This window comes from Pantoea sp. OVA07A, from assembly GCF_019969975.1.
In the GTDB taxonomy this organism is placed as follows: Bacteria; Pseudomonadota; Gammaproteobacteria; order Enterobacterales; family Enterobacteriaceae; genus Pantoea; species Pantoea agglomerans.
Genome location: NZ_JAHXYM010000004.1, coordinates 89125 through 113752, shown reverse-complemented (window position 1 = coordinate 113752; position 24628 = coordinate 89125). Strand labels below are relative to the sequence as shown.

Genomic DNA, 24628 nt, shown 5'->3' with positions numbered 1-24628 from the left:
GCGCGCTGTCCGTGACCAGTCTGGCTGCAACAATGTACGCCTGACGGGTCAGGCTATTTTATTTGCCATTCTGGTCCCGGGCAGTGCTCACACAGGCTGCTTTAGCAACCTGAACGCCCGTCAGGGCGGCCCTGAAGGGGCGAGCACAGCGAGTAATCCTCACGTACTACGTGTACGCTCCGGTTGTTGCGCGCTGTCCGTGACCAGTCTGGCTACAACAATGTACGCCTGACGAGTCAGACTCTGGGCGTTATCCGCGTTTACATTTGCGGGACAATTCACAAAACCGGCTGTGCTATGATGCGCAGCCTTAATTTATGTGCCTGACAACGCCCCTTTTCAGGGTTGAAAAATAGACGGTGAATGATGAATAACGGCTATATTGCATTTCCGCAGTTCGATCCGGTGATCTTCTCGATTGGACCGGTTTCGCTTCACTGGTACGGTCTGATGTATCTGGTGGGCTTTGTTTTCGCCATGTGGCTGGCTGTCCGCCGCGCCAATCAGCCGGGCAGCGGCTGGAAAAAAGAGGAAGTGGAGAACCTGCTTTATGCCGGTTTCCTGGGGGTCTTCCTGGGTGGACGCATCGGCTATGTGCTGTTCTACAACTTACCGCTGTTCCTGGAAAATCCACTCTATCTGTTCAAAGTCTGGGATGGCGGCATGTCGTTCCACGGTGGCCTCATCGGGGTGATTGTCGTCATGCTGGTCTTTGCCCGCCGCACCCGACGTAATTTCTTCCAGGTGGCTGATTTCATCGCGCCGCTGATCCCGTTCGGTCTGGGTGCCGGTCGTCTCGGCAACTTCATTAACGGTGAGCTCTGGGGCCGTGTCGATCCGGGCTTCCGCTATGCCATGCTGTTCCCTGGCTCCCGCAGCGAAGATGTCGCGCTGGCCGCCACCAATCCGCAATACCAGGCGCTGCTCAACACCTACGGCGTGCTGCCGCGTCATGCTTCGCAGCTCTATGAACTGGTGCTGGAAGGGATAGTGCTGTTTATCATCCTGAATCTGTTTATTCGTAAGCCACGCCCGATGGGCAGCGTCTCTGGCCTGTTCCTGATTGGCTATGGCGCCTTCCGTATTATCGTTGAGTTCTTCCGCCAGCCGGATGCCCAGCTTGGCCTGTTTGAAGGCGGAATCAGTATGGGACAGATCCTCTCTGTGCCGATGATTATTGCCGGTATTATTATGATGATCTGGGCGTATCGTCGTCGCCCGCAGCCACAATTTCGCGAGGAAAAATGAAACAGTATCTGGATTTAATGCAACATGTGCTGCACGAAGGCACGCCAAAAGCTGACCGTACCGGCACCGGTACGCTTTCAATTTTTGGTCACCAGATGCGTTTCAACCTGCAGGATGGTTTTCCGCTGGTCACCACCAAGAAATGTCATATCCGCTCGATTATTCATGAGCTGCTGTGGTTTCTGAAAGGCGATACCAACATCGGTTATCTCAAAGAAAACAACGTCTCCATCTGGGATGAGTGGGCGGATGATAATGGCGATCTCGGCCCGGTGTATGGCAAACAGTGGCGCAGCTGGGGAACGGCCAGCGGCCAGGAGATTGACCAGTTAAGCCAGGTGATGGAGCAGCTGAAGCGCGATCCCGACTCACGCCGGATTATCGTTTCTGCCTGGAACGTCGGCGAGCTGAGCGAGATGGCGCTGGCCCCTTGCCACGCGTTCTTCCAGTTCTACGTGGCGGACGGCAAACTCTCCTGCCAGCTCTATCAGCGCTCGTGCGACATCTTCCTGGGCCTGCCGTTTAACATCGCCAGCTATGCGTTGCTGGTACATATGGTGGCGCAGCAGTGCGATCTGCAGGTGGGCGACTTCGTCTGGACCGGCGGTGATACCCACCTCTACAGTAACCATCTGGAGCAGGCGCGCCTGCAGCTGACCCGCGAACCGCGTCCGCTGCCATCACTTGTTATCAAACGCAAACCGGCGTCGCTGTTTGACTATCAGTTCGAAGATTTTGAGATTGATGGCTACGATCCGCATCCCGCGATCAAAGCCCCTGTCGCCATCTGATTCGCGATAAAAGATAACGCCCTGGCACTTCGCCGGGGCTTTTTTTTGCCCGCAAACCGGTAAATCTGCGGCAACGCTCGCACGCTTCTGCCAATTCATGCTATTGGGGAAGATTCTCTGCGACGTGCTTTCCAGCCTGCCAAACCGCACCTTGTTTCATCTGTTCATCACCCGCACTCTGACACCATGAAAACAGCACACTTACGCGGTTTTACCCTGCCGGAACTGCTGCTGGTGATGGTGATTGCCGGCATGCTGAGCGTTGCCGCGCTGCATGGCTGGCAGCGCTGGCAACAGCGGCAGCAACTGCGCGACAGCGCTCAGCAACTGCAGGGATTCCTGCTTCGGCTGCGTGCCCAGGCCAACCGGCAAAATAGCGATCTGGTTTTATGGTCACGGCCTGGCGATCCCTGGTGCATCGGTGCCGGAAGCCGCCCCGTTGCAGGCTGTGATAGCCGAAAACGGCTGCAATTCGTAGCGCCGCACGCTGGCGTTGCGCTCTATGACATCCGGGGTGAACCGGGCTTCTATGGCCGACGTAATGTGGCCCGGGCGGGCAGCATTGAGCTGGGTAACAGCGCCGGACGAATGCGGCTGATTATCTCGGCCAGAGCCCGTATTCGCCTCTGCATGACGGATGAGGAGACGTGTCGTTGAAAATGGCCGGATTCAGCCTGTTGGAGATGCTGATCGCCTTAGCAATCAGCGCCGTCGTGATGTTAAGTGCTGGCCGTTTTCTGCCGCTGCTGCTGGCAGAGAACGCCGGCGTGATGCAACGGGCGCAGCTGCGTCAGGAGTTACAGCAGATGATGGCGACGCTGGAAAAAGCGGTGCGGCGTGCCGGTTATTGTCACGGTGAGTGTGGCAGTGGGGCGCTGCAAATCAGAGAGAACTGCCTGCTGCTGCGCTGGGATGAGAACAGCAACGGTAAATGGGAAGGGGTGAGCCATGCAGAGAGTGACTATTACGGTTATCGCCTGCGACAACAGCAGCTTGAGATGCAGCGAGGTGTTGACCAGTGTCAGTCAGCGGGCTGGGAGCGGCTCTCCGATCCCGCGTTTATGACGCTGGAGCAGTTCAGCGTCAGCCAGCAGGGCACGCAGGTCAGGATAGTGCTGCAGGCACGGGCCGGACGCTGGCTTGAAACGGTGGAGAGCTGGATTGAGGCAGAGAACCTGTGAAGCAGCGAGGCAGCAGCGCCCTGGGCATGGTGTTGATGATTATGGTCATCGGCAGCTTTACGCTGCATGCCAGCCGTAAGATGTCTGAGCAGGGAATGCGACTGCTGGCGGATGAGCAGCAGTTTATTCAGGATTTCTGGCGGGCGCAGTCTGCGCTGCAATGGGGCTTCTCCCTGAGCTGGTCAGCCAGTGAGGCGGCCAGCTGTCAGCAGGATGATCGCCAGGGCTGGCGCAGCTGTTTACAACGAGGTGAAAAGGATGAAGGTCTGCTTAAAGGGGAGGCCAGCGGCAGTGGCATGGCGGTCTGGCAGTGGGTGCGGTTACGGGGCAATCAGATTACCGCGTTGCCGCACGGCTGGATTGACTACTGCCCGCTCACGCCCCCGGCCACCTGCCAGTAAGCGCGGTGGATTCAGCCTGCCGGAAGTGTTGTTTGCTCTGCTGTTAATGGCATTAAGCAGCAGCACGCTGTTGCACTATCATCGCGCACTGGCACTGGGATTCAGCCAGCAGTGGTATCAGCGTGAGGCATGGCGGGTGGCTGAGCAGCAACTGATGGGACATGAGAGCCCCGGCTGGACCTCAATACTGCAACAGCAGAGCGGCCCTTCAGGTTGCACACTGGATCGGGCTGACGTGACGGGGCCTTATCAGCGCAGTGCCACCCTGACGCGGCTGCGATGTTAACTCTCCCCGGTTGCCCTTTTGATGGGTTTCAACCGCGATACGCGGTAAAGTGACAGAGCCGCAATACCGCAGTCACGTTCTGAGTTATCACAGGAGTTTTCATGTTTCACGTTTATCACTCAAATCAGCTTGATGTGCTGAAGATTCTGGCGGCTGCGGTGATTAAACATGACCCTCTTGATGATCCTTTCGCCTCAGAAATGGTGCTGGTGCAGAGTCCGGGTATGGCGCAGTGGCTGCAGATGGAGCTGGCGCAAACCTTTGGTATTGCAGCTAATATCGAATTTCCGCTGCCCGCCAGTTTTATCTGGGAGATGTTCGTCCGCGTACTGCCCGATATCCCGGTAGAGAGTGCTTTCAGTAAGGCCAGCATGGGCTGGAAGCTGATGCACCGGCTGCCGGAGATGCTGAAGCATGAAGAGTTTACCTCTCTGCGCCACTATCTCCATGACGACGGCGACAAGCGTAAACTGTTTCAGCTCAGCTCCCGCGTGGCCGATCTGTTCGACCAGTATCTGGTCTATCGTGCCGACTGGCTCAACAGCTGGGAGCGCGGCGAAACCATTGAGGGGCTGGGCGAGGCGCAGCGCTGGCAGGCCGCACTGTGGCGCGATCTGGTGAGTTATACCCAGGCCCTGCGCCAGCCTGAATGGCACCGCGCCAACCTCTATGCGCGATTTATCCAGACGCTGGATCAGGCGAAAAGCACGCCGGAAAATCTGCCCAAACGGGTCTTTATCTGTGGCATCTCTGCGCTGCCGCCGGTCTATCTGCAGGCGTTGCAGGCGCTGGGACGTCACATCGACATCCATCTGCTGTTCACCAATCCCTGCCGCGATTACTGGGGCGATATTCAGGATTATGCGTTTCTGGCGAAACTGCAAAGTCGTCAGCGCCGACGTCATGGTGCTGATGAATCACGCGGACTCTTCCGGGATGCAGAGCAGGCACCGGCGCTGTTTAACGACGCCGGTGAACAGCAACTGACCAACCCTTTGCTCGCCTCATGGGGCAAGCTGGGACGTGACAACCTGTTTCTGCTGAGCCAGATGGAGTCAAACGACGACATCGATGCTTTTGTCGATGTGGAGCCGGACAACCTGCTGCACTGTATGCAGCACGATCTTCTTAATCTGCAGGATAACGCCATCATCGGACTGAATGCGGCGGAACTGGCACACAGCGATCAGAAGCGCTGCCTGGATCCGGAGGATCGATCAATCGCGGTGCAGGTCTGCCACAGTGCCCAGCGCGAAGTTGAAGTGTTGCAGGATCATCTGCTGGCGATGATGGAGGCCGATCCGACGCTGAAAGCACGTGACATCATCGTCATGGTGGCGGATATCGACGCCTACGCCCCTTTTATTCAGGCGGTGTTCGCCAATGCACCTGCCGATCGCTATCTGCCGTTTGCGATTTCAGATCGCCGTGCCAGTCAGGCTCATCCGGCCATTGTGGCGTTTTTGCATCTGCTGGCACTGCCGGACAGCCGTTTTGTCTCGGAGGATGTGCTGGCGCTGCTCGATGTCCCGGCGCTCGCTTCCCACTTCGCCATTGATGAAAGCGGCCTGCGTTTACTGCGGCGCTGGGTCAGCGAATCGGGGGTACGCTGGGGGCTGGATGATGCCAGCGTAGAAGCCCTGTCACTTCCGGTTACCGGCCAGCACACCTGGCGCTTTGGCCTGCAGCGTATGCTGTTGGGTTATGCGATGGAGAGCCACAACGGTGACTGGGAAGGAATTCTGCCTTATGACGAGTCGGGTGGTCTGGTGGGGGAGCTGGCGGGACATCTGGCTGAGCTGCTCTCCCGGCTTAATCACTGGCGGCAGCTGCTTGCCGAACCCCGGCCACTGGCGGCCTGGCTGCCCATGTGCCGGGAACTGCTCAATGCCTTTTTCAGCCCCGATGCAGAAACCGAGGCCGCCTTGCTGCTGGTGGAAGAGCAGTGGCAGCAATTGATTGAATATGGCATGGATGCGCGGTTTGAAGAGGCGATTCCGGTGGCGCTGTTGCGCGATGATCTGCGTAGCCGGCTTGATCAACAGCGCATCAGTCAGCGTTTCCTGGCGGGGCAGATTAACTTCTGTACCCTGATGCCAATGCGCTCCATTCCTTTTCAGCTGGTCTGTTTGCTGGGCATGAACGACGGCGTCTATCCCCGTACTTTAGCACCGTTAGGTTTTGATCTGATGCAGCAGCAGTCCCGCAAAGGCGACCGCAGTCGCCGCGATGATGACCGCTATCTCTTCCTGGAGGCGATGATTTCGGCGCAGCAGCAGCTCTATATCAGTTATATCGGCCGGGCGATTCAGGATAATACGGAACGCTACCCCTCGGTGCTGGTCACAGAACTGCTGGATTACATTGGACAGAGTTTTTATCTGGACGGTAATGGCCATCTTGAGCTGGATGAGAGTGCCGAACGGGTGCGGATGCACCTGCAGCACCTGCACAGCCGGATGCCGTTTGCCGCCGAGAATTTCCAGCCTGCTGCCAGACTGCAAAGTTTCGCCCGTGAGTGGCTGCCTGCTGCGCGAGGCGCGGGGCAGCCGCAGCCCGATTTTGTGCAGCCGCTGGAGGCGCCGTTAATTGACGCGCTGACGCTGGAGGCGTTCCTGCGCTTCTGGCGACATCCGGTCCGGGCCTGGTTCCACCAGCGGCTTGGCGTGAGTTTCTGGCTGGAGGAGAACGAACTGCCTGACAGCGAGCCGTTTGCGCTCGACAACCTTGAGCGTTATCAGATTAACGCGCAGTTGCTGAATGCCCTGGTCGAAGGCGAGGATACTCAGCGGCTTTATGCGCACCATCGTGCGGCCGGTAATCTGCCTTATGGCGCGTTCGGTGAGCTGTTCTGGCAGGCGCAGCGCGATGAGATGCAGGAAGTAGCGGCAGAAGTGGTCACCCAGCGCAGCGACGGCGAGAGCTGGGAAGTGAATCTGCAACTGGAGCAGGTCAGCTTAACCGGGTGGCTGACGCAGGTTCAGAGTGATGGATTGCTGCGCTGGCGGCCTGGCGTACTCAACATGAACGACGGACTGCTACTCTGGCTGGAACATCTGGTCTACTGCGCGCTGGGCGGCACCGGCAGCAGCCGGATGTTTGGCCGGCAGCAGAGCCGCTGGTGCTTCCTTGCTGTGCCGCAGGCAGAGGCGATTGCTGCGCTGAATGAGTATGTCACGGGATATCTCGCGGGTATGCGTCAGCCGCTGATGCTGCTTAACAAAAGTGGCGGCGCGTGGCTGACCGCCAGCTACGACAAAAAAAGTCAGCAGTTACTGACTGATGAGGCAACCCAGCTTAAGGCGCGTAATCGCCTGCTGACGGCCTGGTCAGGCAACTATCAGGTTGAGGGTGAAGGCAGCGATCCCTATCTGCAACGTCTTTGCCGGGTGCTGGATGAGCCACAACTACAGCAGATAACTGAGGCGGCACAGCGCTGGTATTTACCGGTGCTGGCTGCACATCAGGATGATGAATAGCCGATCAGAAGGCGTTTTTGCTGACTGACTCATTACACAAAAATTTTGCTCTGCTTTGAGCCGCCGCGTCCGACATTGGCGGTTTATCGGGAAACGAGAGGGGTTTACATGCGGGTACACGCACGCTGGATAGCGGCGCTAATGTTAAGCCTGATGGCTTGCACAGCGCAGGCGCAGGAGCAGGCATCATCAGGCTGGCAGCCGGTTAACGACACTATTCGCAAAAGTGAACAGGATCCCCGCCACTATCAGGCTATCCGGCTTGATAATGGGATGACGGTGTTACTGGTTTCCGATCCTGTGGCACCGAAATCGCTGGCGGCGCTGACGCTGCCGATAGGATCGCTGGACGATCCCGATCAGCAGGCGGGACTGGCGCACTACCTTGAGCATATGGTGCTGATGGGTTCAAAGCACTACCCGCAGCCCGATAACCTGGCCGAATTCCTGAAAAAGCATGGCGGCAGCCACAACGCCAGCACAGCCTCTTACCGCACCGCCTTTTATCTGGAAGTGGAAAATGACGCGCTGGAACCGGCGGTTGATCGCCTGGCGGATGCGGTGGCTGAGCCGCTGCTGGATCCGGTTAACGCTGACCGCGAGCGCCACGCCGTGAATGCCGAGCTGACCATGGCGCGCTCGCGCGATGGCCTGCGTATGGCCCAGGTCGGCGCAGAAACCCTGAACCCGGCGCATCCGGCGTCACGTTTCTCGGGCGGCAATCTTGAGACCCTGAAAGATAAGCCAGGCAGCAAACTGCATCAGGCGCTGCAGGACTTTTATCATACGCATTACTCCGCCAATCTGATGAAAGCGGTGATCTACAGCAACAAACCGCTGCCGGAGATGGCGTCGATTGCGGCTAAAACCTTTGGCCGGGTGCAAAATCATGACGCCAGCGTGCCGGAGATTACGGTGCCGGTGGTGACCGATGCGCAGCAGGGCATCATCATCCATTACGTTCCGGCCCAGCCGCGCAAGCAGCTCAAAATTGAATTCCGCATTGCCAACAACAGCGATCGGTTCCGCAGTAAAACCGACACGCTGATCAGCTATTTAATCAGTAACCGCAGCAAAAACACGCTGACTGACTGGTTGCAAAAACAGGGGCTGGCCGACGGGGTGAATGCGGGCGCTGACCCGATGACCGAGCGTAACAGCGGCGTGTTTGCGATTACCGCGTCACTGACTGATAAAGGTCTGGCGCAGCGCGACCAGGTCGTGGCGGCGATATTCAGCTACATCAATCTTCTGCGTCAGCAGGGGGATGATAAGCGCTATTTCGATGAAGTTTCGCATGTGCTGGCGCTCGACTTCCGCTATCCCTCAATTACCCGCGATATGGATTACATTGAATGGCTGGCCGACACCATGCTGCGCGTACCGGTTGAACATACGCTGGATGCCCCCTATCTGGCGGATCAGTACGATGCCGCCGCGATTAATGCCCGGCTGAAAGAGATGACCCCGCAGCATGCGCGTATCTGGTACATCAGCCCGCAGGAGCCGCACAACAAAAAAGCCTATTTTGTGGATGCGCCTTATCAGGTTGAGAAGATCACCCCACAAACCTTTGCAGACTGGCAGCAGCGCGCCAGCCAGATTACGCTGGCGATGCCCGTGCTGAACCCCTATATCCCGGACGACTTCACCCTGTTACCGTCAGACGGCAAAACGTATCAGCATCCGGTGAGACTGGATAACCAGGATGATATGCGTATTTACTGGATGCCCAGTCGTTATTACGCCAGCGAGCCAAAAGCGGCGATCACCCTGGCGTTACGCAATAAGCACACCATCAGTGATGCCCGTCAGCAGGTGCTGTTTGGCCTGAATGACTACCTTTCCAGCCTGGCGCTGGACGAGCTTAATTCACAGGCTTCAGTGGGCGGCATCAGCTTCTCAACGGGTGAAGATGAAGGGCTGGTGTTCAGCGCCAACGGCTTCACCCAGCGTCTGCCGACACTGCTGAAGAAACTGGTGGAAGGTTATGCCACTTTCCAGCCGACAGAACAGCAGCTGGAGCAGGCTAAATCCTGGTATCTGGAGCGGCTGGACGCGGCGGAAAAGGGCAAAGCGTTTGAACAGGCGATTCAGCCGATGCAACTGCTGTCGCAGCTGCCATATACCCAGCGCGAGGCTCGCCGCAAGCTGGTAAGCACACTCTCACTTAAGGATGTTACTGACTATCGCGATACGCTGTTCCGCGACGCGACGCCGGAGATGCTGGTAGTGGGCAACCTCAGTGTTGACAGCGTGACGCAGCTGGGGCATGAGCTCAAACAGCAGATGCAGAGTCATGCGACCCGCGACTGGCATAGTCAGTATGTCTCGATTAAAAAACCGCTGAAAGCCAACCTGCAACAAAAAGGCAGCAGCACCGACTCCGCCCTTGCCGCGCTCTATGTTCCACTGGGATACAGTGAATATCAGAGCATGGCGCACAGCTCCATGCTGAGCCAGATTGTGCAGCCGTGGTTCTACAATCAGCTGCGGACCAAAGAGCAGCTCGGCTACGCGGTGTTTGCCTTCCAGATGCCAGTGGGTCGCCAGTGGGGGATCGGCTTCCTGCTGCAAAGTAACAGCAAACAACCGGGCTGGCTGTTGCAGCGCTATCAGGCCTTCTACCCGCAGGCGGAAAAACGTCTGCGCAGTATGAGCCAGGCAGACTTTGCCCAGTATCAGCAGGCGATGATCAATGATTTGCAGCAGCGTCCTCAGACGCTCTTTGAGGAAGCGGATCGCTTTAGCCGCGACTTTGATCGGCAGAATGATCAATTTGATACCCGGCAAAAAATGACAGAGCAGGTTCAGCGGTTAACCCCGGCGAGCCTGGCAGACTTTTTCCGGCAGGCCGTGATCGAACATAAGGGCATGGTGATGACCTCGCAGATTGCAGGCACCGGCAATGGCAAAGTTGAGTTTGCCCGTCAGCCTGGCTGGAAAACCTGGAGTGAAGTGGCACAACTGCAGCAGTCGCTGCCGGTAAAGAGTGAGACCCAATGACGCAGTTACCTCCCGTATCGCTGAATCCTTTAACGCTGCCGCTCAGAGGCGAGCGGCTGATTGAGGCGTCAGCGGGGACCGGAAAAACCTTTACCATTGGTCTGCTCTATCTGCGCCTGCTGCTGGGGCTGGGCGGTGGAAACGCCTACAGCCGGCCGCTCTCTGTCGAAGAAATTTTAGTCGTGACCTTTACCGAGGCCGCGACCGCCGAATTGCGCGGGCGCATCCGCGAGAATATTCATCAGCTACGTCTGGCCTGTATCCGCGGCAAAAGCAGCAATCCGATGCACCAGTTACTGCTGGAGCAGATGCCGGATCTGAGTCAGGCCGCCGCGCAGCTGCTGGCTGCCGAGCGGCAGATGGATGAAGCCGCCATTTTTACCATTCACGGCTTCTGTCAGCGGATGCTGAATCTCAATGCCTTTGAGTCGGGCATGCTGTTCGAGCAGGAGTTGATTGAAGATGAGCAGGCGCTGCTGAAGCAGTCGGCCGCCGATTTCTGGCGTCGTCAGTGCTATCCACTGAGTCTGGATGTGGCACGGATCATCGCCGCAGAGTGGAGCGGGCCGGACAGCCTGCTGACCACGCTGCGCCCCTGGCTGCAGGGGGAGTCGCCGGGGCTGAAACGTCCGCCTGCCGCCGATGAGACGCTGGCATCACGCCACGCACGCAATCTGGCGCGCATCGAGGCCATCAAGCAGCAGTGGCAGGCGCTCAGCGCCGATGTTGAGGGCATTATCACTGCATCTGGCGTTGATAAGCGCAGCTACAGCAGTAAACATCTGCCCAACTGGGTCGCCCGCGTCACGCAGTGGGCCAGCAGCGACACGCTGGATTATCAGCTGCCCAAAGAGCTGGAGCGCTTTGGGCAGCAGGTGCTGGAGGAGAAAACTAAAAAGGGTGAAGCGCCGCGTCATTCGCTTTTTGAGGCGATCGATCAGTTTCTGGCAGAACCGCTGTCGCTGCGGGATGTCATCATTGCGCAGGCGCTGACCGATGTGCGCGCCACGGTGCAGCGCGAGAAACGGTTACGTGCACTGTTAGGCTTCGACGATCTGCTCAGTAAACTGGATGAAGCGCTGCAGCAGCCAGGTGGCGTTTTGCTGGCAGAAACCATCCGGGCGCGTTACCCGGTGGCCCTGATTGATGAATTCCAGGATACCGATCCGCAACAGTACCGCATCTTCCGCACGCTCTATATTAATCAGCCTGAACAGGCACTGTTTCTGATCGGCGATCCCAAGCAGGCGATCTATGCGTTTCGCGGTGCGGATATTTTTACCTATCTGCGGGCCAGAAACGAAGTCAGCGCTCACTACACGCTCGATACCAACTGGCGTTCATCACCTGAGATGGTCGGGAGCGTCAACCGCCTCTTTTCTCAGCTCGATTCGCCTTTTCTGTTCTCGGCGATCCCCTTTCAGCCAGTTAAGCCTGCTGCGCCCAATCAGTCGCTGAAACTGATTTTTGACGAGCAGCAGCAACCGGCTTTACGGTTCTGGCTGCAGCCTGGCGAGGGCGTGGGTAACAGCGATTACCAGCAGTTTATGGCACAGCAGTGTGCGGCCGATATCAGCCGCTGGCTGGTGGCCGGACAGCAGGGGCGCGCCCGCCTGGGCAAAGGCGAGGCGCTGCAGCCGGTGCGGGCTTCCGATATCACCGTGCTGGTGCGCAGTCGCAATGAGGCCGGTTTAATCCGCGACGCGCTGAATGCGCTGTCGATCCCTTCGGTCTATCTCTCCAGCCGGGACAGCGTCTACACCACGCCGGAAGCGCGCGAACTGCTCTGGTTACTGCAGGCGATACAGGCACCCGAGCAGGAACGTCTGCTGCGCAGCGCGCTGGCGACCTCTATTTTTGCCATCGATGCAGCAACGCTCGACGCGCTGACACAGAATGAACGTGAGTGGGATGCGCTGGTGGAGCAGTTTGCCGTCTGGCAGCAGCTCTGGCATCAGCGCGGCGTGTTACCGATGCTGCGTGACGTGATGATCAAGCGGCAGCTGGCAGAGAATATGCTGGCCTCGGAGAACGGTGAACGTCGCCTGACTGACCTGATGCATCTGGGTGAACTGCTGCAGGAGGCTTCGGTGCAGCTGGAGAGTCCGCACGCCCTGGTGCGCTTCCTGGCGCAGCAGATTGCACGGCCAAACAGCCAGGCCTCCAGCCAGCAGTTGCGTCTGGAAAGCGACCGCCATCTGGTGCAGATCATCACCATCCATAAATCGAAAGGACTGCAATATCCGCTGGTCTGGCTGCCATTTGCTGCCGGGTTCCGCGAGGCGGCCAGCGCGCTTTATCACGATCGCGACACGTTCACGGCACTGCTGGATGTGCAGGGTGATGCACAAAGTCTGGCGCTGGCCGAAGAGGAGCGCCTGGCGGAGGATCTGCGTCTGCTCTACGTGGCGCTGACCCGTTCGGTCTATCACTGCAGCGTCGGCATTGCGCCACTGATCAAAGGCACCCGCAAAAAAGAGGGCGAAAGCGATCTGCACAAGAGCGCGCTGGGCTACCTGGTGCAGCAGGGTGAGGCGGCGGATGCGCAGCAGCTCAGTCAGCGATTGAATGCGTTAACCGGTGAAGGGATTGCGCTGGTTGAAGAGGCTCTGCTGCCGGGAGAAATGTGGCAGGATGCGCAGCAGGGCGATGAGGTTTTAAGCAGCCGCGACATTACGCGCGCGCTGGCTGACGTCTGGCGGGTAACCAGTTATTCAGGCCTGCAACAGCATCACAGCTCGCCGCTGCTGGATGCGATGCCCAATTTTGATATTGATGCAGCGGGCGAAGAAGAGAAGGGTGAAGAGGCTGCATTGACACCCCACCACTTTCCGCGCGGAGCGGCACCCGGTACGTTTTTGCACGGTCTGTTTGAGTCGATCGACTTTACCGAACCGCCGGACAGCGTCTGGCTGGAAGATCAGCTGCAGCATAATGGCTATCCGCTGACCTGGTTGCCGGTTCTGGAACAGTGGATTGACCGGGTCTTACATACGCCGCTCAATGCTGAGGGGCTGACGCTGTCGGCGATAAAAAGCAGCGAACGCCTGATTGAGATGGAGTTCTATCTGCCGATCAACAATCTGCTGACTGCGGCGGATCTTGACGCTCTGCTGCGCCGGCACGACAGCCTCTCTCAGCAGGCCGCCCCCCTGGATTTTCGTCAGGTGCGGGGCATGCTGAAGGGCTTTATCGATCTGGTCTTCCGCTGGCAGGGAAAATATTATCTGCTCGACTACAAATCGAACTGGCTGGGGGATAGCCACGCCGCTTACACGCCAGAGGCGATGGCGCAGGCGATGATTGGCCACCGCTACGATCTGCAGTATCAGCTCTATACGCTGGCGCTGCATCGCTATCTGCAGCATCGCCTGCCGGACTACGACTATCAGCGTCACTTTGGTGGGGTGTTTTATCTGTTTTTGCGCGGGATGGATGGCAGCTCGCCGGACAACGGCATTTTCGCCACCCGACCTGCTGAAGCCTTTGTGGAAGAAATTGATGCACTGTTTGGTGAAACCGGGGAGATGTTATGAGTGACATGCTGAGTCTGCTGCTGCAGGCGGTAGAGAAGCGTCTCCTGCGGCCGCTGGATATACAGTTTGCCCAACTGGTGGCCCCGGAATCACAGCCTGGGCTGCTGCTCGCTGCGGCCTGCGTCAGCGCTGACGCGGGTGAGGGGCACGTCTGTTTACCGCTGAGCAACCTCTGCGAAGCGAATCTGTTCGCTGGTCGCCAGCCTGCGCTGGCTCAGGCGATCTGGCACGCTGCTGGTGCGCCGGAAGACTGGACAGCACGCTTTGCTGACTGGTCGGCAGTCAGTGATGGCAGCCTGGTTACGCCGCTGGTACTGAGCAATCAGCGTTTATATCTGCATCGGCTGTGGCAAAGCGAAGGCCGGGTTGCCGACTTCTTCGCTGCGCAGGAAGTGAAAACTGCGTTTGATATGCATGCTGCAGGCGACGTGCTGAACAGCCTGTTTGACGACCAGCCGGAGAACTGGCAGAAAATTGCGGCGGCCGTGGCGCTGACCCGCAAGACTGCGGTTATTTCCGGCGGGCCGGGTACCGGTAAAACCACCACAGTGGCGAAACTCCTCGCTGCCCTGATTCGCCTGAATCCCGGTGCACTGCGGATTCAGCTGGCGGCACCGACCGGCAAAGCCGCCGCGCGGCTGACCGAGTCACTGGGCAGCGCACTGCAGGATCTGGCGGTCAGCGACGAAGAACGCCGGCGTTTTCCTGCCGAAGCCACCACGCTGCATCGCCTGCTGGGCGCTCAGCCCGACACTCAGCGGCTGCGCTACCATGCCGGTAACCCACTGCATCTTGATGTGCTGGTGGTTGATGAAGCGTCGATGGTCGATCTCTCAATGATGGCAAAACTGATCGCCGCGCTGCCTGCCCATGCCCGCGTCGTGTTTCTGGGCGATCGCGATCAGCTGGCCTCGGTCGAAGCCGGTGCGGTGCTGGGCGACATCTGCCGCTGCACCGAAAGCGGCTACAGCCTGGCACGGGCTGAACAGCTCGCGCTGCTGACCGGCTGCACACTGCAGGGCAGTGACGATGTGCAGGCACCCGCAGTCCGCGACAGTATCTGTCTGCTGCAGAAGAGTTATCGTTTTGATGACTCATCAGGCATCGGCCAGCTGGCAAAAGCGATCAATCGTGGCGATGCAGAGCAGGTCAGGGCGGTGTTTGCTGCGGCTTATGAGGATATCAGTTACCAGCCGCTGAACAGCGCTGACGCTTATCAGGCGATGCTGGATGAGGTAGCCCAGGGTTATCAGCCCTTCCTGCAGTTGATCAGACAGCAGTCGTCGCCCGCAGAAGTGATTGCCGCTTTTGGCCGTTATCAGCTGCTGTGTGCATTACGTGACGGGCCATTTGGCGTGCAGGGTCTGAACCAGCGTATTGAGCAGCGACTGATGCAGCTGCAGCGCATCCGTCGTCCTGGCATGGGCAGCCGCTGGTATGAAGGGCGTCCGGTGATGATCACCCGAAATGACAGCGCGCTCGGCCTGTTTAATGGCGATATCGGCATGACGATGCGGGATGAAGAGGGCAACCTGAAGGTCTTTTTCCCGCTGCCGGATGGATCGATCAAGGCGATTCAGCCGAGCCGGTTACCCTCACATGAAACGGCCTGGGCGATGACGGTGCACAAATCACAGGGCTCGGAGTTTGATCATACCGCGCTGGTGATGCCCACGCAGTTTCTGCCGGTGCTGACCCGTGAACTGGTCTATACCGCGATTACACGTGCACGGCGGCAACTGACCATCTACAGCGAACCCGGCGTATTTCAGCGTGCCGTGCAGCTGCAAACGCAGCGACGCAGCGGTCTGGTGGAGCGACTGGGGGAATCTGGCTGAGAAGAGAGGGGACAGCCCACGCGGGGGGTGCCTGTCCCTTACGGATTGAATCAGGTGAGATCGGCCATCAACACTTTTGAACGGCGCTGATAGTTATACATCTCTTTCTTACTCTCGGGCAGGGACTCAATATCTACCGGCGTAAAGCCGCGTTCCTGGAACCAGTGGATGCTGCGGGTGGTTAACACAAACAGTTTTTCCAGCCCCATCTGGCGTGCCTGAAGTGCCACGCGTTGCAGCAACATCTCACCGCGTGAAGAGCTGCGATAGTCAGGATGAACCGCCACACAGGCCATTTCGCCAATCTTCTCATCCATAAACGGATAGAGTGCTGCACAGGCGATGGTCAGATTATCGCGCTGAATGATGGTGAACTTATCAATTTCCATTTCCAGCTGCTCGCGCGAGCGACGCACCAGAATACCCTGCTGCTCCAGCGGACGGATCAGTTCGAGGATGCCGCCGATATCATTGATATTGGCGCGACGGATCTGCTCTGCCGACTCCATAACGATCTGGGTACCGATACCGTCGCGTGAGAAGAGCTCCTGCAACAGCGCGCCATCTTCCTGATAACTGATTAAATGGCTGCGGCGTACACCACTGCGGCAGGCTTTCACCGCCCCACGCAGGAAGCGGACAGTCCCGGAAAGATAATCGCCTTCCTTTTCAATCTCATCGATACGGGCCTGCGCATCATTCGGGAAGAGCTCGGAGATGATTTCACCTTCGCTGTTCAGCACGCCCTGCTCAGAGCAGAAGCCGATCATTTTCTCCGCTTTGAGTTTAATCGCCAGCTGGGTAGCCACTTCTTCCGAAGTCAGGTTAAAGCTTTCGCCGGTAACAGAAACCGCAACCGGGCCCATCAGCACAATCGCATCGTTATCCAGCTGACGATGAATGGCCTCTTCATCAATACGACGGATACGGCCGCTGTGACAGTAATCCACGCCATCATCCACGCCCAGCGGCTGTGAAATAATGAAGTTGCCGCTGACCACGTTGATATGCGCGCCCTGCAGCGGCGTGTTGTTGAGACTCATTGAGAGGCGGGCCGTGATATCTAACTGCAGTCGGCCAGCGGCCTGCTTCACTAACTCCAGCGATTGCGCGTCGGTGACCCGGGTAAACTTATGATAAACCGGCTCCAGCTGCTGCTGAGCCAGGCTGGCATCAATCTGCGGTCGTGCGCCATACACCACGACGAGGCGAATGCCCAGGCTGTGCAGCAGGCCGATATCATTAACGATGCCAGAGAAGTTCTCATGCTCAATCGCTTCGCCACCCAGCATGATGACAAAGGTTTTACCCCGGTGGGCATTGATATAGGGAACGGTATGGCGAAAACCCTGAACCAGTTCGGTACTACGTTCCTTCACGGCCAACCCTCAGTGAATGTTTATTCGTATTTTTTGTATTTTTATGCTTTTACGCCCGGTTTTGCAAGTCTTAATCCTGACGAAAATTTACGTTTTTCTGGGTGTCAAAGCCGCTAACAGCCTGCATTATTTAGGGTTTCCGGGGTGACATCATGCTGCGGATTGGATAAAGTTTTCGCCGCCATTTTAGTAACTGGCGCTTTTTTAGACATTACACAGCAGCTGGAGCGGCATGTCAGACGTTAATTCCCATTTTTCACGCAGACGATTTTTACAGGGGACGGGCGCCTTACTGCTGTTAAGCGTCAGCCGGACAGGGTTGGCTGCGAAGAACCACATTGTGGCGGTGCGTATCTGGCCCTCATCGACCTACTCGCGGATGACGCTGGAGTCCAATGTTGCGCTGAAGTACAAGCAGTTTGCGCTGAGCAATCCCGAACGCCTGGTGATTGATATTCAGGGCCTGCATCTCAATCCGGTTCTGAAAGGGGTAGATAAGCAGGTTCGGGTCGACGATCCCTTTATTAAAAATGCCCGTGTCGGTCAGTTCGACAGCAACACGGTGCGCGTGGTACTGGAATTAAAGCGCAACGTCGCGCCGAAGATCTTTAATCTCTCGCCGGTCGCCGGGATCAATCACCGGCTGGTGGTCGATCTCTATCCGAGCCAGAACCAGGTTGAGGACGATCCTCTGCTGGCCCTGCTGAAAGATTACAACCAGGGCGATCTGGAGAAAGATGAAGGGGTGCAGGCGCCCTTACCCGGCAAAGCGGGGCGCGATCGTCCGATCATTATCATGATCGATCCCGGTCACGGTGGGGAAGATCCGGGCGCGCACGGCAAATATAAGACCCGCGAGAAAGATATTGTGCTGAAGATTGGACGGCGACTCAAAGCGCTGATCGATAAAGAGTCCAATATGAAAGCCTATATGACGCGCAATGAAGATGTCTTTATTCCGCTGCGCGTCAGGGTTGCCAAAGCCCGTAAACAGCGTGCCGACCTCTTTGTGTCGATCCATGCGGATGCCTTTACCAGTCGCGCGGCACGCGGCTCTTCAGTGTTTGCCTTATCAACCAGCGGTGCCACTTCGGCGGCGGCTCGTTTCCTGGCTCAGACTCAGAATGAATCAGACCTGATTGGCGGCGTCAGCAAAAGCGGTGACCGCTATCTCGATCACACCATGTTCGATATGGTGCAGCGTCAGACGATTCATGACAGTCTTAAATTCGGCAAAGAGGTGCTGCATCGCATGGGGCGCATCAACCATCTGCACAAACGCACCGTGGATCAGGCCGGATTTGCGGTGCTGAAAGCCCCTGATATCCCGTCAATTCTGGTCGAGACGGCGTTTATCAGTAATGTGGAGGAGGAGCGCAAGTTGCGAACCACCCGTTACCAGCATCAGGTGGCAGAGGCCATTCTGAACGGCATCAAAGCGTATGTAGAGAGTGGGGCGGCGCTGGCCCATCGGTAAAGGAGTGCGGGTAGCCGGGCTATCCGCGCGCTTTTCAGGGCAGAAAGAGGCTGAAGCGGCTTTTGGGAACGTCAGAAACAAAAAAACACCCTTTCAGGTGTTTAAATGATTGGTTGCGGGGGCCGGATTTGAACCGACGACCTTCGGGTTATGAGCCCGACGAGCTACCAGGCTGCTCCACCCCGCGTCCGTATCATACTTTTTTCACATTGTGACTTCTGTAAAACAACTGCAGAAGTATTGGTTGCGGGGGCCGGATTTGAACCGACGACCTTCGGGTTATGAGCCCGACGAGCTACCAGGCTGCTCCACCCCGCGTCCGTATTGCTTCTATTACTTTTACTTCTCACATTGTGACTTCTGTAAAACTGCTGCAGAAGTATTGGTTGCGGGGGCCGGATTTGAACCGACGACCTTCGGGTTATGAGCCCGACGAGCTACCAGGCTGCTCCACCCCGCGTCCGTGGAAGCGCACTATACTCTCCGCGCTAATTCATGCAACCCCTTTTTGCAGATAAAAGCCAAATTAACAGCCAGTTGCTGAAGGATTCAACCATCTGGTTAATTATTAAACTGATATGCGTGACGTCTGAGCGGATGCATTTCATTCTGTCGGGGGCTTTGCTATCGTCGCGGGGCAAACAGTTATAAAAAGAGAAGATAATGAAATCACATTGGGTGAAGTATGCACTCACTGGCGCGTTAATAACGCTGCTGGCGGCCTGTAGCTCCAAACCGACCGATCGCGGTCAGCAATATAAAGATGGCAAACTGGAACAACCGCTGGCGCTGGTGAATCAGCCCAATGCCAAAGGCGCACCGGTTAATGGCAGAGACTTTGGCGAGCAGGTCCGTCAGATTCAGTCCGCCTCATCCGCCCTGTATAGCCGTCAGAACGGCACTTATAGTGCAATTGAGAGCTGGCTGATGGCGGGTGCCGATACCCGACAGCTTCGTCAGTATGGGCTTAACGCCTGGCAGATGGAGGGTACGGATAACTACGGTAACGTGCAGTTCACCGGTTACTACACGCCGGTAGTAGAAGCGCGTTACACCCGTCAGGGTGAATTCCAGTATCCCATCTACCGCATGCCACCGCGCAAACGCGGAGAAAAATTACCGAGCCGCGCCTCTATCTATAGTGGCGGACTCGATGACCGCTACATCATCGCCTACAGCAATTCCCTGATTGATAACTTCATGATGGATGTGCAGGGCAGTGGTTATGTCGACTTTGGCGATGGCCGCCCGATGACCTTCTTTGGTTACGCCGGTAAAAATGGCTGGGGTTATCACAGCATTGGCAAAGAGCTGATCGATCGCGGTGAAGTGAAGCGCGAAGATATGTCGATGCAGGCGATTCGTCAGTGGGCGCAGGAGCACTCACCGCAGGAGGTCCGTGCGCTGCTGGAAACCAACCCATCATTTGTCTTCTTTAAGGCTGAGCCATTTACGCCGGTGCGCGGTGCCAGCGCAGTTCCGCTGGTGGCGAAAGCCTCCGTTGCGTCTGACCGCTCAATTATTCCGGCGGGCACCGTGCTGCTGGCTGAAGTGCCGCAGTTAAATGAGAAGGGCAAATTCAACGGCAAATATGAGATGCGCCTGATGGTGGCACTCGATGTGGGTGGCGCGATTAAAGGCCAGCACTTTGATATCTATCAGGGTATTGGCCCGGACGCTGCGCATCTGGCGGGCTTCTATAATCACTACGGACGCGTCTGGGTAATTAAAGCCGCGCCGGGTGCCGGACAGCCGCTGTTCTCCAGCCCGCAAAACGGTAATAATGGTTCACTGCTTCTCGGCGCTAACTAATTTCTTCTCTGCGGGCCTTCGGGCCCGCACGACGTAACAGGTTCAACTATGAAAGTGTTAAATGACGCCTGGCATCAGCGCTTTGGCGGCACGGCGCGTCTCTATGGCCAGGATGCGCTGCAACGTTTTGCTGACGCACACTTCTGCGTCATCGGTATTGGCGGTGTCGGATCCTGGGCGGCGGAAGCGCTGGTGCGCACCGGGATTGGTAAAATCACCCTGATTGATATGGATGATGTCTGTATCACCAACACCAACCGACAGCTTCATGCGCTGCAGGGCAACGTCGGCAAAGCCAAAACAGAAGTGATGGCAGAACGGCTGCGTGCGATTAATCCTGACTGCGAAGTGATCTGCATTGATGACTTTATTACGCCAGAGAACACCGCCGAACTGATGGCAGCCGGTTTCGACTATGTGATCGACGCTATCGACAGCGTGCGACCGAAAGCGGCCCTGATCGCCTGGTGCCGCCGGAATAAGATCCCGCTGATCACCACCGGTGGCGCGGGTGGGCAGATCGATCCGACTCAGATCCAGGTCGCCGATCTGGCGAAAACCATCCAGGATCCGCTGGCGGCTAAGCTGCGCGAACGACTGAAAAGCCTGGGCGTGGTGAAAAACAGCAAGGGCAAACTTGGCATCGACTGCGTCTTTTCTACCGAAGCGCTGGTCTATCCACAGGCTGATGGCAGCGTCTGTGCTTCACGCAGCACAGCGGAGGGGCCGAAGAGAATGGATTGCACATCCGGCTTTGGCGCGGCCACCATGGTAACCGCCACCTTCGGCTTTGTTGCCGTCTCGCATGCGCTGAAGAAGTTTCTGGCGCGTGCTGCCCGTCAGGACGCCGTCAGCGCCTGACGCGCGGCGTGCTCCACTGCGGCGGCCAGCGCCTGCAGGCCGCTGCTGCGGGAGGCACTGAGCTGGGCGCGCAGGCCCAGTTCATCAAACAGTTTTAAGGGATCCATCGCCAGCAGCTGTTGCGGCGTCTGGCCCTCAGCGGCGGTCAGCAGCACGGCCAGCAGGCCGCGCACAATACGTCCTTCACTGTCACCATAGAAATGCAGCGTGCCATCTTCGCGTAACTGGCTGCCCAGCCAGACCCGATTTTCACAACCGCTCAGTTCAATTTCCGCTGTTTTCAGTTCCCCGGGTAAGTCAGGCAACTGGCGGCTCAGCTGGATCAGCTGACGATAACGATCTTCCCACTGATGAAAGCGGCCAAAGCTCTCTTTCAGGCTGGCAACGGTAATCTCTTCGCCAAACGGGTGCGGCGCTAACAGCGATGAATGCATAATCAAAACTCCGATAACAGCGAGATGGCGCTCTTCATGGCGCGCACCAGCGCATCAACATCCTGCAGATTATTATAGGGTGCAAAAGAGGCCCGCAGCGTGCCGCTGACGCCCAGCGCCGCCAGCAACGGCTGCGCGCAGTGCTGGCCAGCGCGCAGGGCGATTCCCTGCTCAGCCAGCAGCGTCACCAGATCGCTGTGATGCAGGCCAGCGAATTCAAATGCCAGCAGGCTGGCATTTGAACAGCGGAAGCTGCGGAAACCGGGTAATTTCGCCAGCTGCTCTTCCGCCAGCGTCGCAAGCTGCTGACTCCAGCGCTCCGCTTCGGGCAGATCGTACTGCCCCAGCCAGCTCAGTGCTGCACTCAGGCCCACCACGCCCGCCACATTCGGGGTGCCAGCCTCAAAACGCCACGGCACCGGCTGCGGCGTAAATCCGTTGAAATCGACATCCGTTATCATCTTACCGCCGCCCTGCCAGGGATCCATCGCCTCCAGCAGTTCCGCTTTGCCATATAACGCGCCAATGCCCATCGGGCCGTAAATCTTATGTCCGGAAAAGGCGTAAAAGTCGATATCCAGCGCCTGTACGTCAGGCGGGCAATGCACCACGCCCTGTGCGCCATCGACCATCACTTTCGCGCCCACGGCGTGAGCGAGCGGTATCGCCTGAGCGAGTGCGGGACATCCGCCGGTGACGTTCGACATCTGTCCGATCGCCAGCAGGCGGGTACGGCTGTTGAGCAGGGCGGGCAGCAGGCTGATATCCGGCAGGCGATCCGCGCCTAACGGCCATTTTACGACGCGGGCACCGCACGCCTGCGCAGCCATCAGCCAGGGCACCAGGTTGGCGTGGTGTTCTGCCTCGCTGACCACAATCTCATCACCAGGCTGTAAGCGCGGGCGCAGCCAGCTGTTCGCCACCAGGTTTATCGCTTCGGTGGTACCGCGCGTCCAGACAATCTCACGATCGTCAGCGGCATTAAGCCAGCGGGCAACCTGGTTGCGCGCCTGCTCATAGCGATGGGTTAAGGCCTGGGCGGCGGCAAACTGGCTGCGATGGACTGTACCCGCGCTGAGGCTGTAAAACTGCTGCGTGCTGTCAATGACGGCCTGCGGCTTCAGCGTGGTCGCTGCGCTGTCGAGATAAACGCCTGCATCGGCGAGTGCGGGAAACTGCTGGCGAAATGCGGTGGGATTAAATGCGGTCATGCCTGGTCCATGATAAGAAAAATTAGGACCACACTGAAAGAATGGTCTGCGTCTGGCAAAGCTGGAAAAGCGCGTTATGCTGAATATTGCAAGGTTTGAACCAAACCCGCATAACGATCGGACGTTTACTAGTCGATCTCACTTATCGGCTGCCTCTGGTTAGCGTAACGCGGGTGGTTTGATGCAATCAATCTACAAGGAGATAGCAGATGAAAAAATTAACCGCAGTACTGGCCGTGTGTACCCTGGCTTTTACCCTGAGTGCCTGTTCAAGCAATTACGTGATGCATACCAATGATGGTCGCACCATTGTGGCTGCCGGCAAGCCTAAAGTCGATAACGATACCGGCATGATCAGCTATAAAGATGCGAATGGCAACGAGCAGCAAATCAACCGCTCTGATGTCAAAGAGATGGTAGAGTCTGGCAACTAAGCAGCAAAAAAAAAGCACCGCAATTTGCGGTGCTATTTAAAAATCACTATGGACAGACAGGGTAAATCTACAGGAATTAAGAGTTCGATCCGCAATCGTCGGATCAAAAATTGCAAACACAACATCACGACCACAAGCCAAAAGCTTTCAGAAAATCTGCGAACTCACTCACAAATCTAAAAACTTTTCGTTCCGGCTCAGGAAGTGCGGCAACTATAGGTATTTGCTGGAGGTTCCTCAACGGACAAATTATAATGCCTCGGATTAAAAATTCTAATACGTAAACGCTTTGTATAAGCCAGCGTATTTTTTGCCGATCCGGATACGGAAAACCATGTCGAAACGCCTTCCTCCTCTCAACGCACTGCGTGTTTTTGATGCAGCTGCACGCCATTTAAGCTTTACCAAAGCCGCAGAAGAGCTGTTTGTCACCCAGGCTGCTGTAAGCCATCAGATTAAATCTCTGGAAGATTTTCTGGGGTTAAAGCTATTTCGCCGGAGGAATCGTTCGCTATTGCTGACCGAAGAAGGACAAAGCTACTATCTCGATATCAAAGAGATTTTCTCGGCAATCAACGAAGCGACCCGCAAACTGCAGGCACGCAGTGCCAAGGGTGCGCTGACCGTCAGTTTACTGCCGAGCTTTGCCATTCAGTGGCTGGTTCCTCGCCTCTCCAGCTTTAATATGGCTTATCCGGGAATCGACGTGCGTATCCAGGCGGTTGACCGCGACGAAGAGAAACTGGCCGACGATGTCGACGTGGCGATTTTTTACGGCCGGGGTAACTGGCCCGGCCTGCGGGTTGAAAAACTCTACGCCGAATATCTGCTGCCGGTCTGTTCACCGTCGCTGATGACCGGGGATAATCCGCTAAAAACACCGATGGATCTGTCGCGTTTTACTCTGCTGCATGATGCTTCCCGCCGGGACTGGCAATCTTATATCCGGCAACTGGGCCTGCAGCATATCAATGTACAGCAGGGGCCAATCTTCAGCCACAGCGCCATGGTATTGCAGGCGGCGATTCATGGTCAGGGCGTGGCGCTGGCGAATAACGTCATGGCGCAGAGCGAAATAGAAGCCGGGCGATTAATCTGCCCGTTCAATGATGTATTAGTCAGTAAAAACGCTTTTTATCTGGTTTGTCATGACAGTCAGGCAGAACTGGGTAAAATAGCCGCCTTCCGGCAGTGGATCCTGGAAAAAGCTGCAACCGAACAAGAAAAATTCCGCTTTCGCTATCAACAATAACG

At 57.1% G+C, this 24628-nt stretch carries 18 protein-coding genes and 3 tRNA genes; 15 read left to right on the top strand and 6 right to left on the bottom strand.

All coding sequences use genetic code 11. The features are described from left to right. Positions 1-366 precede the first annotated feature (366 nt). From lgt to recD, 10 genes are all read left to right on the top strand, one after another. Positions 367-1248 (top strand): prolipoprotein diacylglyceryl transferase, encoded by an 882-nt coding sequence (lgt, locus tag LC417_RS14270; protein WP_010248645.1) that lies wholly within the window; start codon positions 367-369, stop codon positions 1246-1248. Next, positions 1245-2039 (top strand): thymidylate synthase, encoded by a 795-nt coding sequence (gene thyA, locus LC417_RS14265; RefSeq protein WP_223566061.1) that lies wholly within the window; start codon positions 1245-1247, stop codon positions 2037-2039. Before lgt ends, thyA begins: the two co-directional genes overlap by 4 nt. Before the next feature lie 186 nt (positions 2040-2225). Continuing rightward, positions 2226-2696, top strand: a complete 471-nt coding sequence (locus tag LC417_RS14260; RefSeq protein WP_172608872.1) for a prepilin-type N-terminal cleavage/methylation domain-containing protein — start codon at positions 2226-2228, stop codon at positions 2694-2696. Continuing rightward, positions 2693-3220 carry a prepilin peptidase-dependent protein gene (locus LC417_RS14255; RefSeq protein ID WP_181451950.1) on the top strand — a complete coding sequence of 176 codons (528 nt, stop codon included), beginning with the start codon at positions 2693-2695 and terminating at the stop codon, positions 3218-3220. Before LC417_RS14260 ends, LC417_RS14255 begins: the two co-directional genes overlap by 4 nt. Further along, on the top strand, positions 3217-3621 hold the full coding sequence (locus tag LC417_RS14250) for a DUF2509 family protein (protein ID WP_033758709.1): 405 nt from the start codon (positions 3217-3219) through the stop codon (positions 3619-3621). Before LC417_RS14255 ends, LC417_RS14250 begins: the two co-directional genes overlap by 4 nt. After that, complete coding sequence (locus LC417_RS14245) at positions 3581-3907, top strand: prepilin-type N-terminal cleavage/methylation domain-containing protein (RefSeq protein WP_223564506.1); 327 nt, start codon at positions 3581-3583, stop codon at positions 3905-3907. Before LC417_RS14250 ends, LC417_RS14245 begins: the two co-directional genes overlap by 41 nt. A 101-nt stretch (positions 3908-4008) precedes the next feature. Continuing rightward, positions 4009-7386 carry an exodeoxyribonuclease V subunit gamma gene (gene recC, locus LC417_RS14240; RefSeq protein ID WP_223566060.1) on the top strand — a complete coding sequence of 1126 codons (3378 nt, stop codon included), beginning with the start codon at positions 4009-4011 and terminating at the stop codon, positions 7384-7386. Positions 7387-7494: 108 nt separating this feature from the next. Then, positions 7495-10392 (top strand): pitrilysin, encoded by a 2898-nt coding sequence (gene ptrA, locus LC417_RS14235; protein ID WP_223566059.1) that lies wholly within the window; start codon positions 7495-7497, stop codon positions 10390-10392. Beyond that, the gene (gene recB, locus LC417_RS14230) at positions 10389-13928 is read left to right on the top strand and encodes an exodeoxyribonuclease V subunit beta (protein WP_223566058.1); all 3540 of its coding nucleotides are present in this window, start codon (positions 10389-10391) and stop codon (positions 13926-13928) included. The genes ptrA and recB overlap by 4 nt, the downstream gene beginning before the upstream one ends. Continuing rightward, on the top strand, positions 13925-15766 hold the full coding sequence (gene recD, locus LC417_RS14225; protein WP_122457771.1) for an exodeoxyribonuclease V subunit alpha: 1842 nt from the start codon (positions 13925-13927) through the stop codon (positions 15764-15766). The genes recB and recD overlap by 4 nt, the downstream gene beginning before the upstream one ends. 50 nt (positions 15767-15816) lie before the next feature. Here the strand turns inward: recD and argA are convergent, their stop codons facing one another. After that, a complete protein-coding gene (gene argA / locus LC417_RS14220; RefSeq protein ID WP_010248624.1) occupies positions 15817-17145 on the bottom strand; it encodes an amino-acid N-acetyltransferase in 1329 nt (442 codons plus the stop codon). A 232-nt stretch (positions 17146-17377) separates the two neighbouring features. Here argA and amiC point away from each other — a divergent pair, with 232 nt between their 5' ends. Then, positions 17378-18622 carry an N-acetylmuramoyl-L-alanine amidase AmiC gene (amiC, locus tag LC417_RS14215; RefSeq protein ID WP_010248623.1) on the top strand — a complete coding sequence of 415 codons (1245 nt, stop codon included), beginning with the start codon at positions 17378-17380 and terminating at the stop codon, positions 18620-18622. 110 nt (positions 18623-18732) lie between these two features. Here amiC and LC417_RS14210 read toward each other — a convergent pair. The 3 genes from LC417_RS14210 to LC417_RS14200 all read right to left on the bottom strand — a co-directional run bounded on the left by LC417_RS14210 (position 18733) and on the right by LC417_RS14200 (position 19082). Further along, positions 18733-18809: transfer RNA gene (locus tag LC417_RS14210), tRNA-Met, on the bottom strand. Positions 18810-18863: 54 nt separating this feature from the next. Further along, a tRNA-Met gene (locus LC417_RS14205) sits at positions 18864-18940 on the bottom strand. Positions 18941-19005: 65 nt separating this feature from the next. Then, positions 19006-19082: transfer RNA gene (locus LC417_RS14200), tRNA-Met, on the bottom strand. 203 nt (positions 19083-19285) lie between these two features. On the opposite strand from LC417_RS14200, the gene mltA reads away from it, so the two are divergent. Together mltA and tcdA are read left to right on the top strand one after the other, a co-directional pair. After that, the gene (gene mltA, locus LC417_RS14195) at positions 19286-20434 is read left to right on the top strand and encodes a murein transglycosylase A (protein WP_010248620.1); all 1149 of its coding nucleotides are present in this window, start codon (positions 19286-19288) and stop codon (positions 20432-20434) included. A 48-nt stretch (positions 20435-20482) separates the two neighbouring features. After that, positions 20483-21295, top strand: a complete 813-nt coding sequence (gene tcdA, locus LC417_RS14190) for a tRNA cyclic N6-threonylcarbamoyladenosine(37) synthase TcdA (protein WP_010248618.1) — start codon at positions 20483-20485, stop codon at positions 21293-21295. Here tcdA and csdE read toward each other — a convergent pair. Beyond that, the gene (csdE, locus tag LC417_RS14185) at positions 21274-21729 is read right to left on the bottom strand and encodes a cysteine desulfurase sulfur acceptor subunit CsdE (protein WP_223566057.1); all 456 of its coding nucleotides are present in this window, start codon (positions 21727-21729) and stop codon (positions 21274-21276) included. The two genes, tcdA and csdE, sit on opposite strands and share 22 nt — an antisense overlap. A 2-nt stretch (positions 21730-21731) precedes the next feature. After that, entirely contained in the window at positions 21732-22940 is a 1209-nt protein-coding gene (gene csdA, locus LC417_RS14180; RefSeq protein WP_223566056.1) for a cysteine desulfurase CsdA, read from the bottom strand. Positions 22941-23149: 209 nt separating this feature from the next. Between csdA and LC417_RS14175 the strand changes: the two genes are divergently transcribed. Next, positions 23150-23374 (top strand): YgdI/YgdR family lipoprotein, encoded by a 225-nt coding sequence (locus tag LC417_RS14175; protein ID WP_010248613.1) that lies wholly within the window; start codon positions 23150-23152, stop codon positions 23372-23374. 334 nt (positions 23375-23708) lie between these two features. Continuing rightward, positions 23709-24626 carry a transcriptional regulator GcvA gene (locus tag LC417_RS14170; protein ID WP_003854641.1) on the top strand — a complete coding sequence of 306 codons (918 nt, stop codon included), beginning with the start codon at positions 23709-23711 and terminating at the stop codon, positions 24624-24626. The last annotated feature ends 2 nt before the right edge of the window (positions 24627-24628 follow it).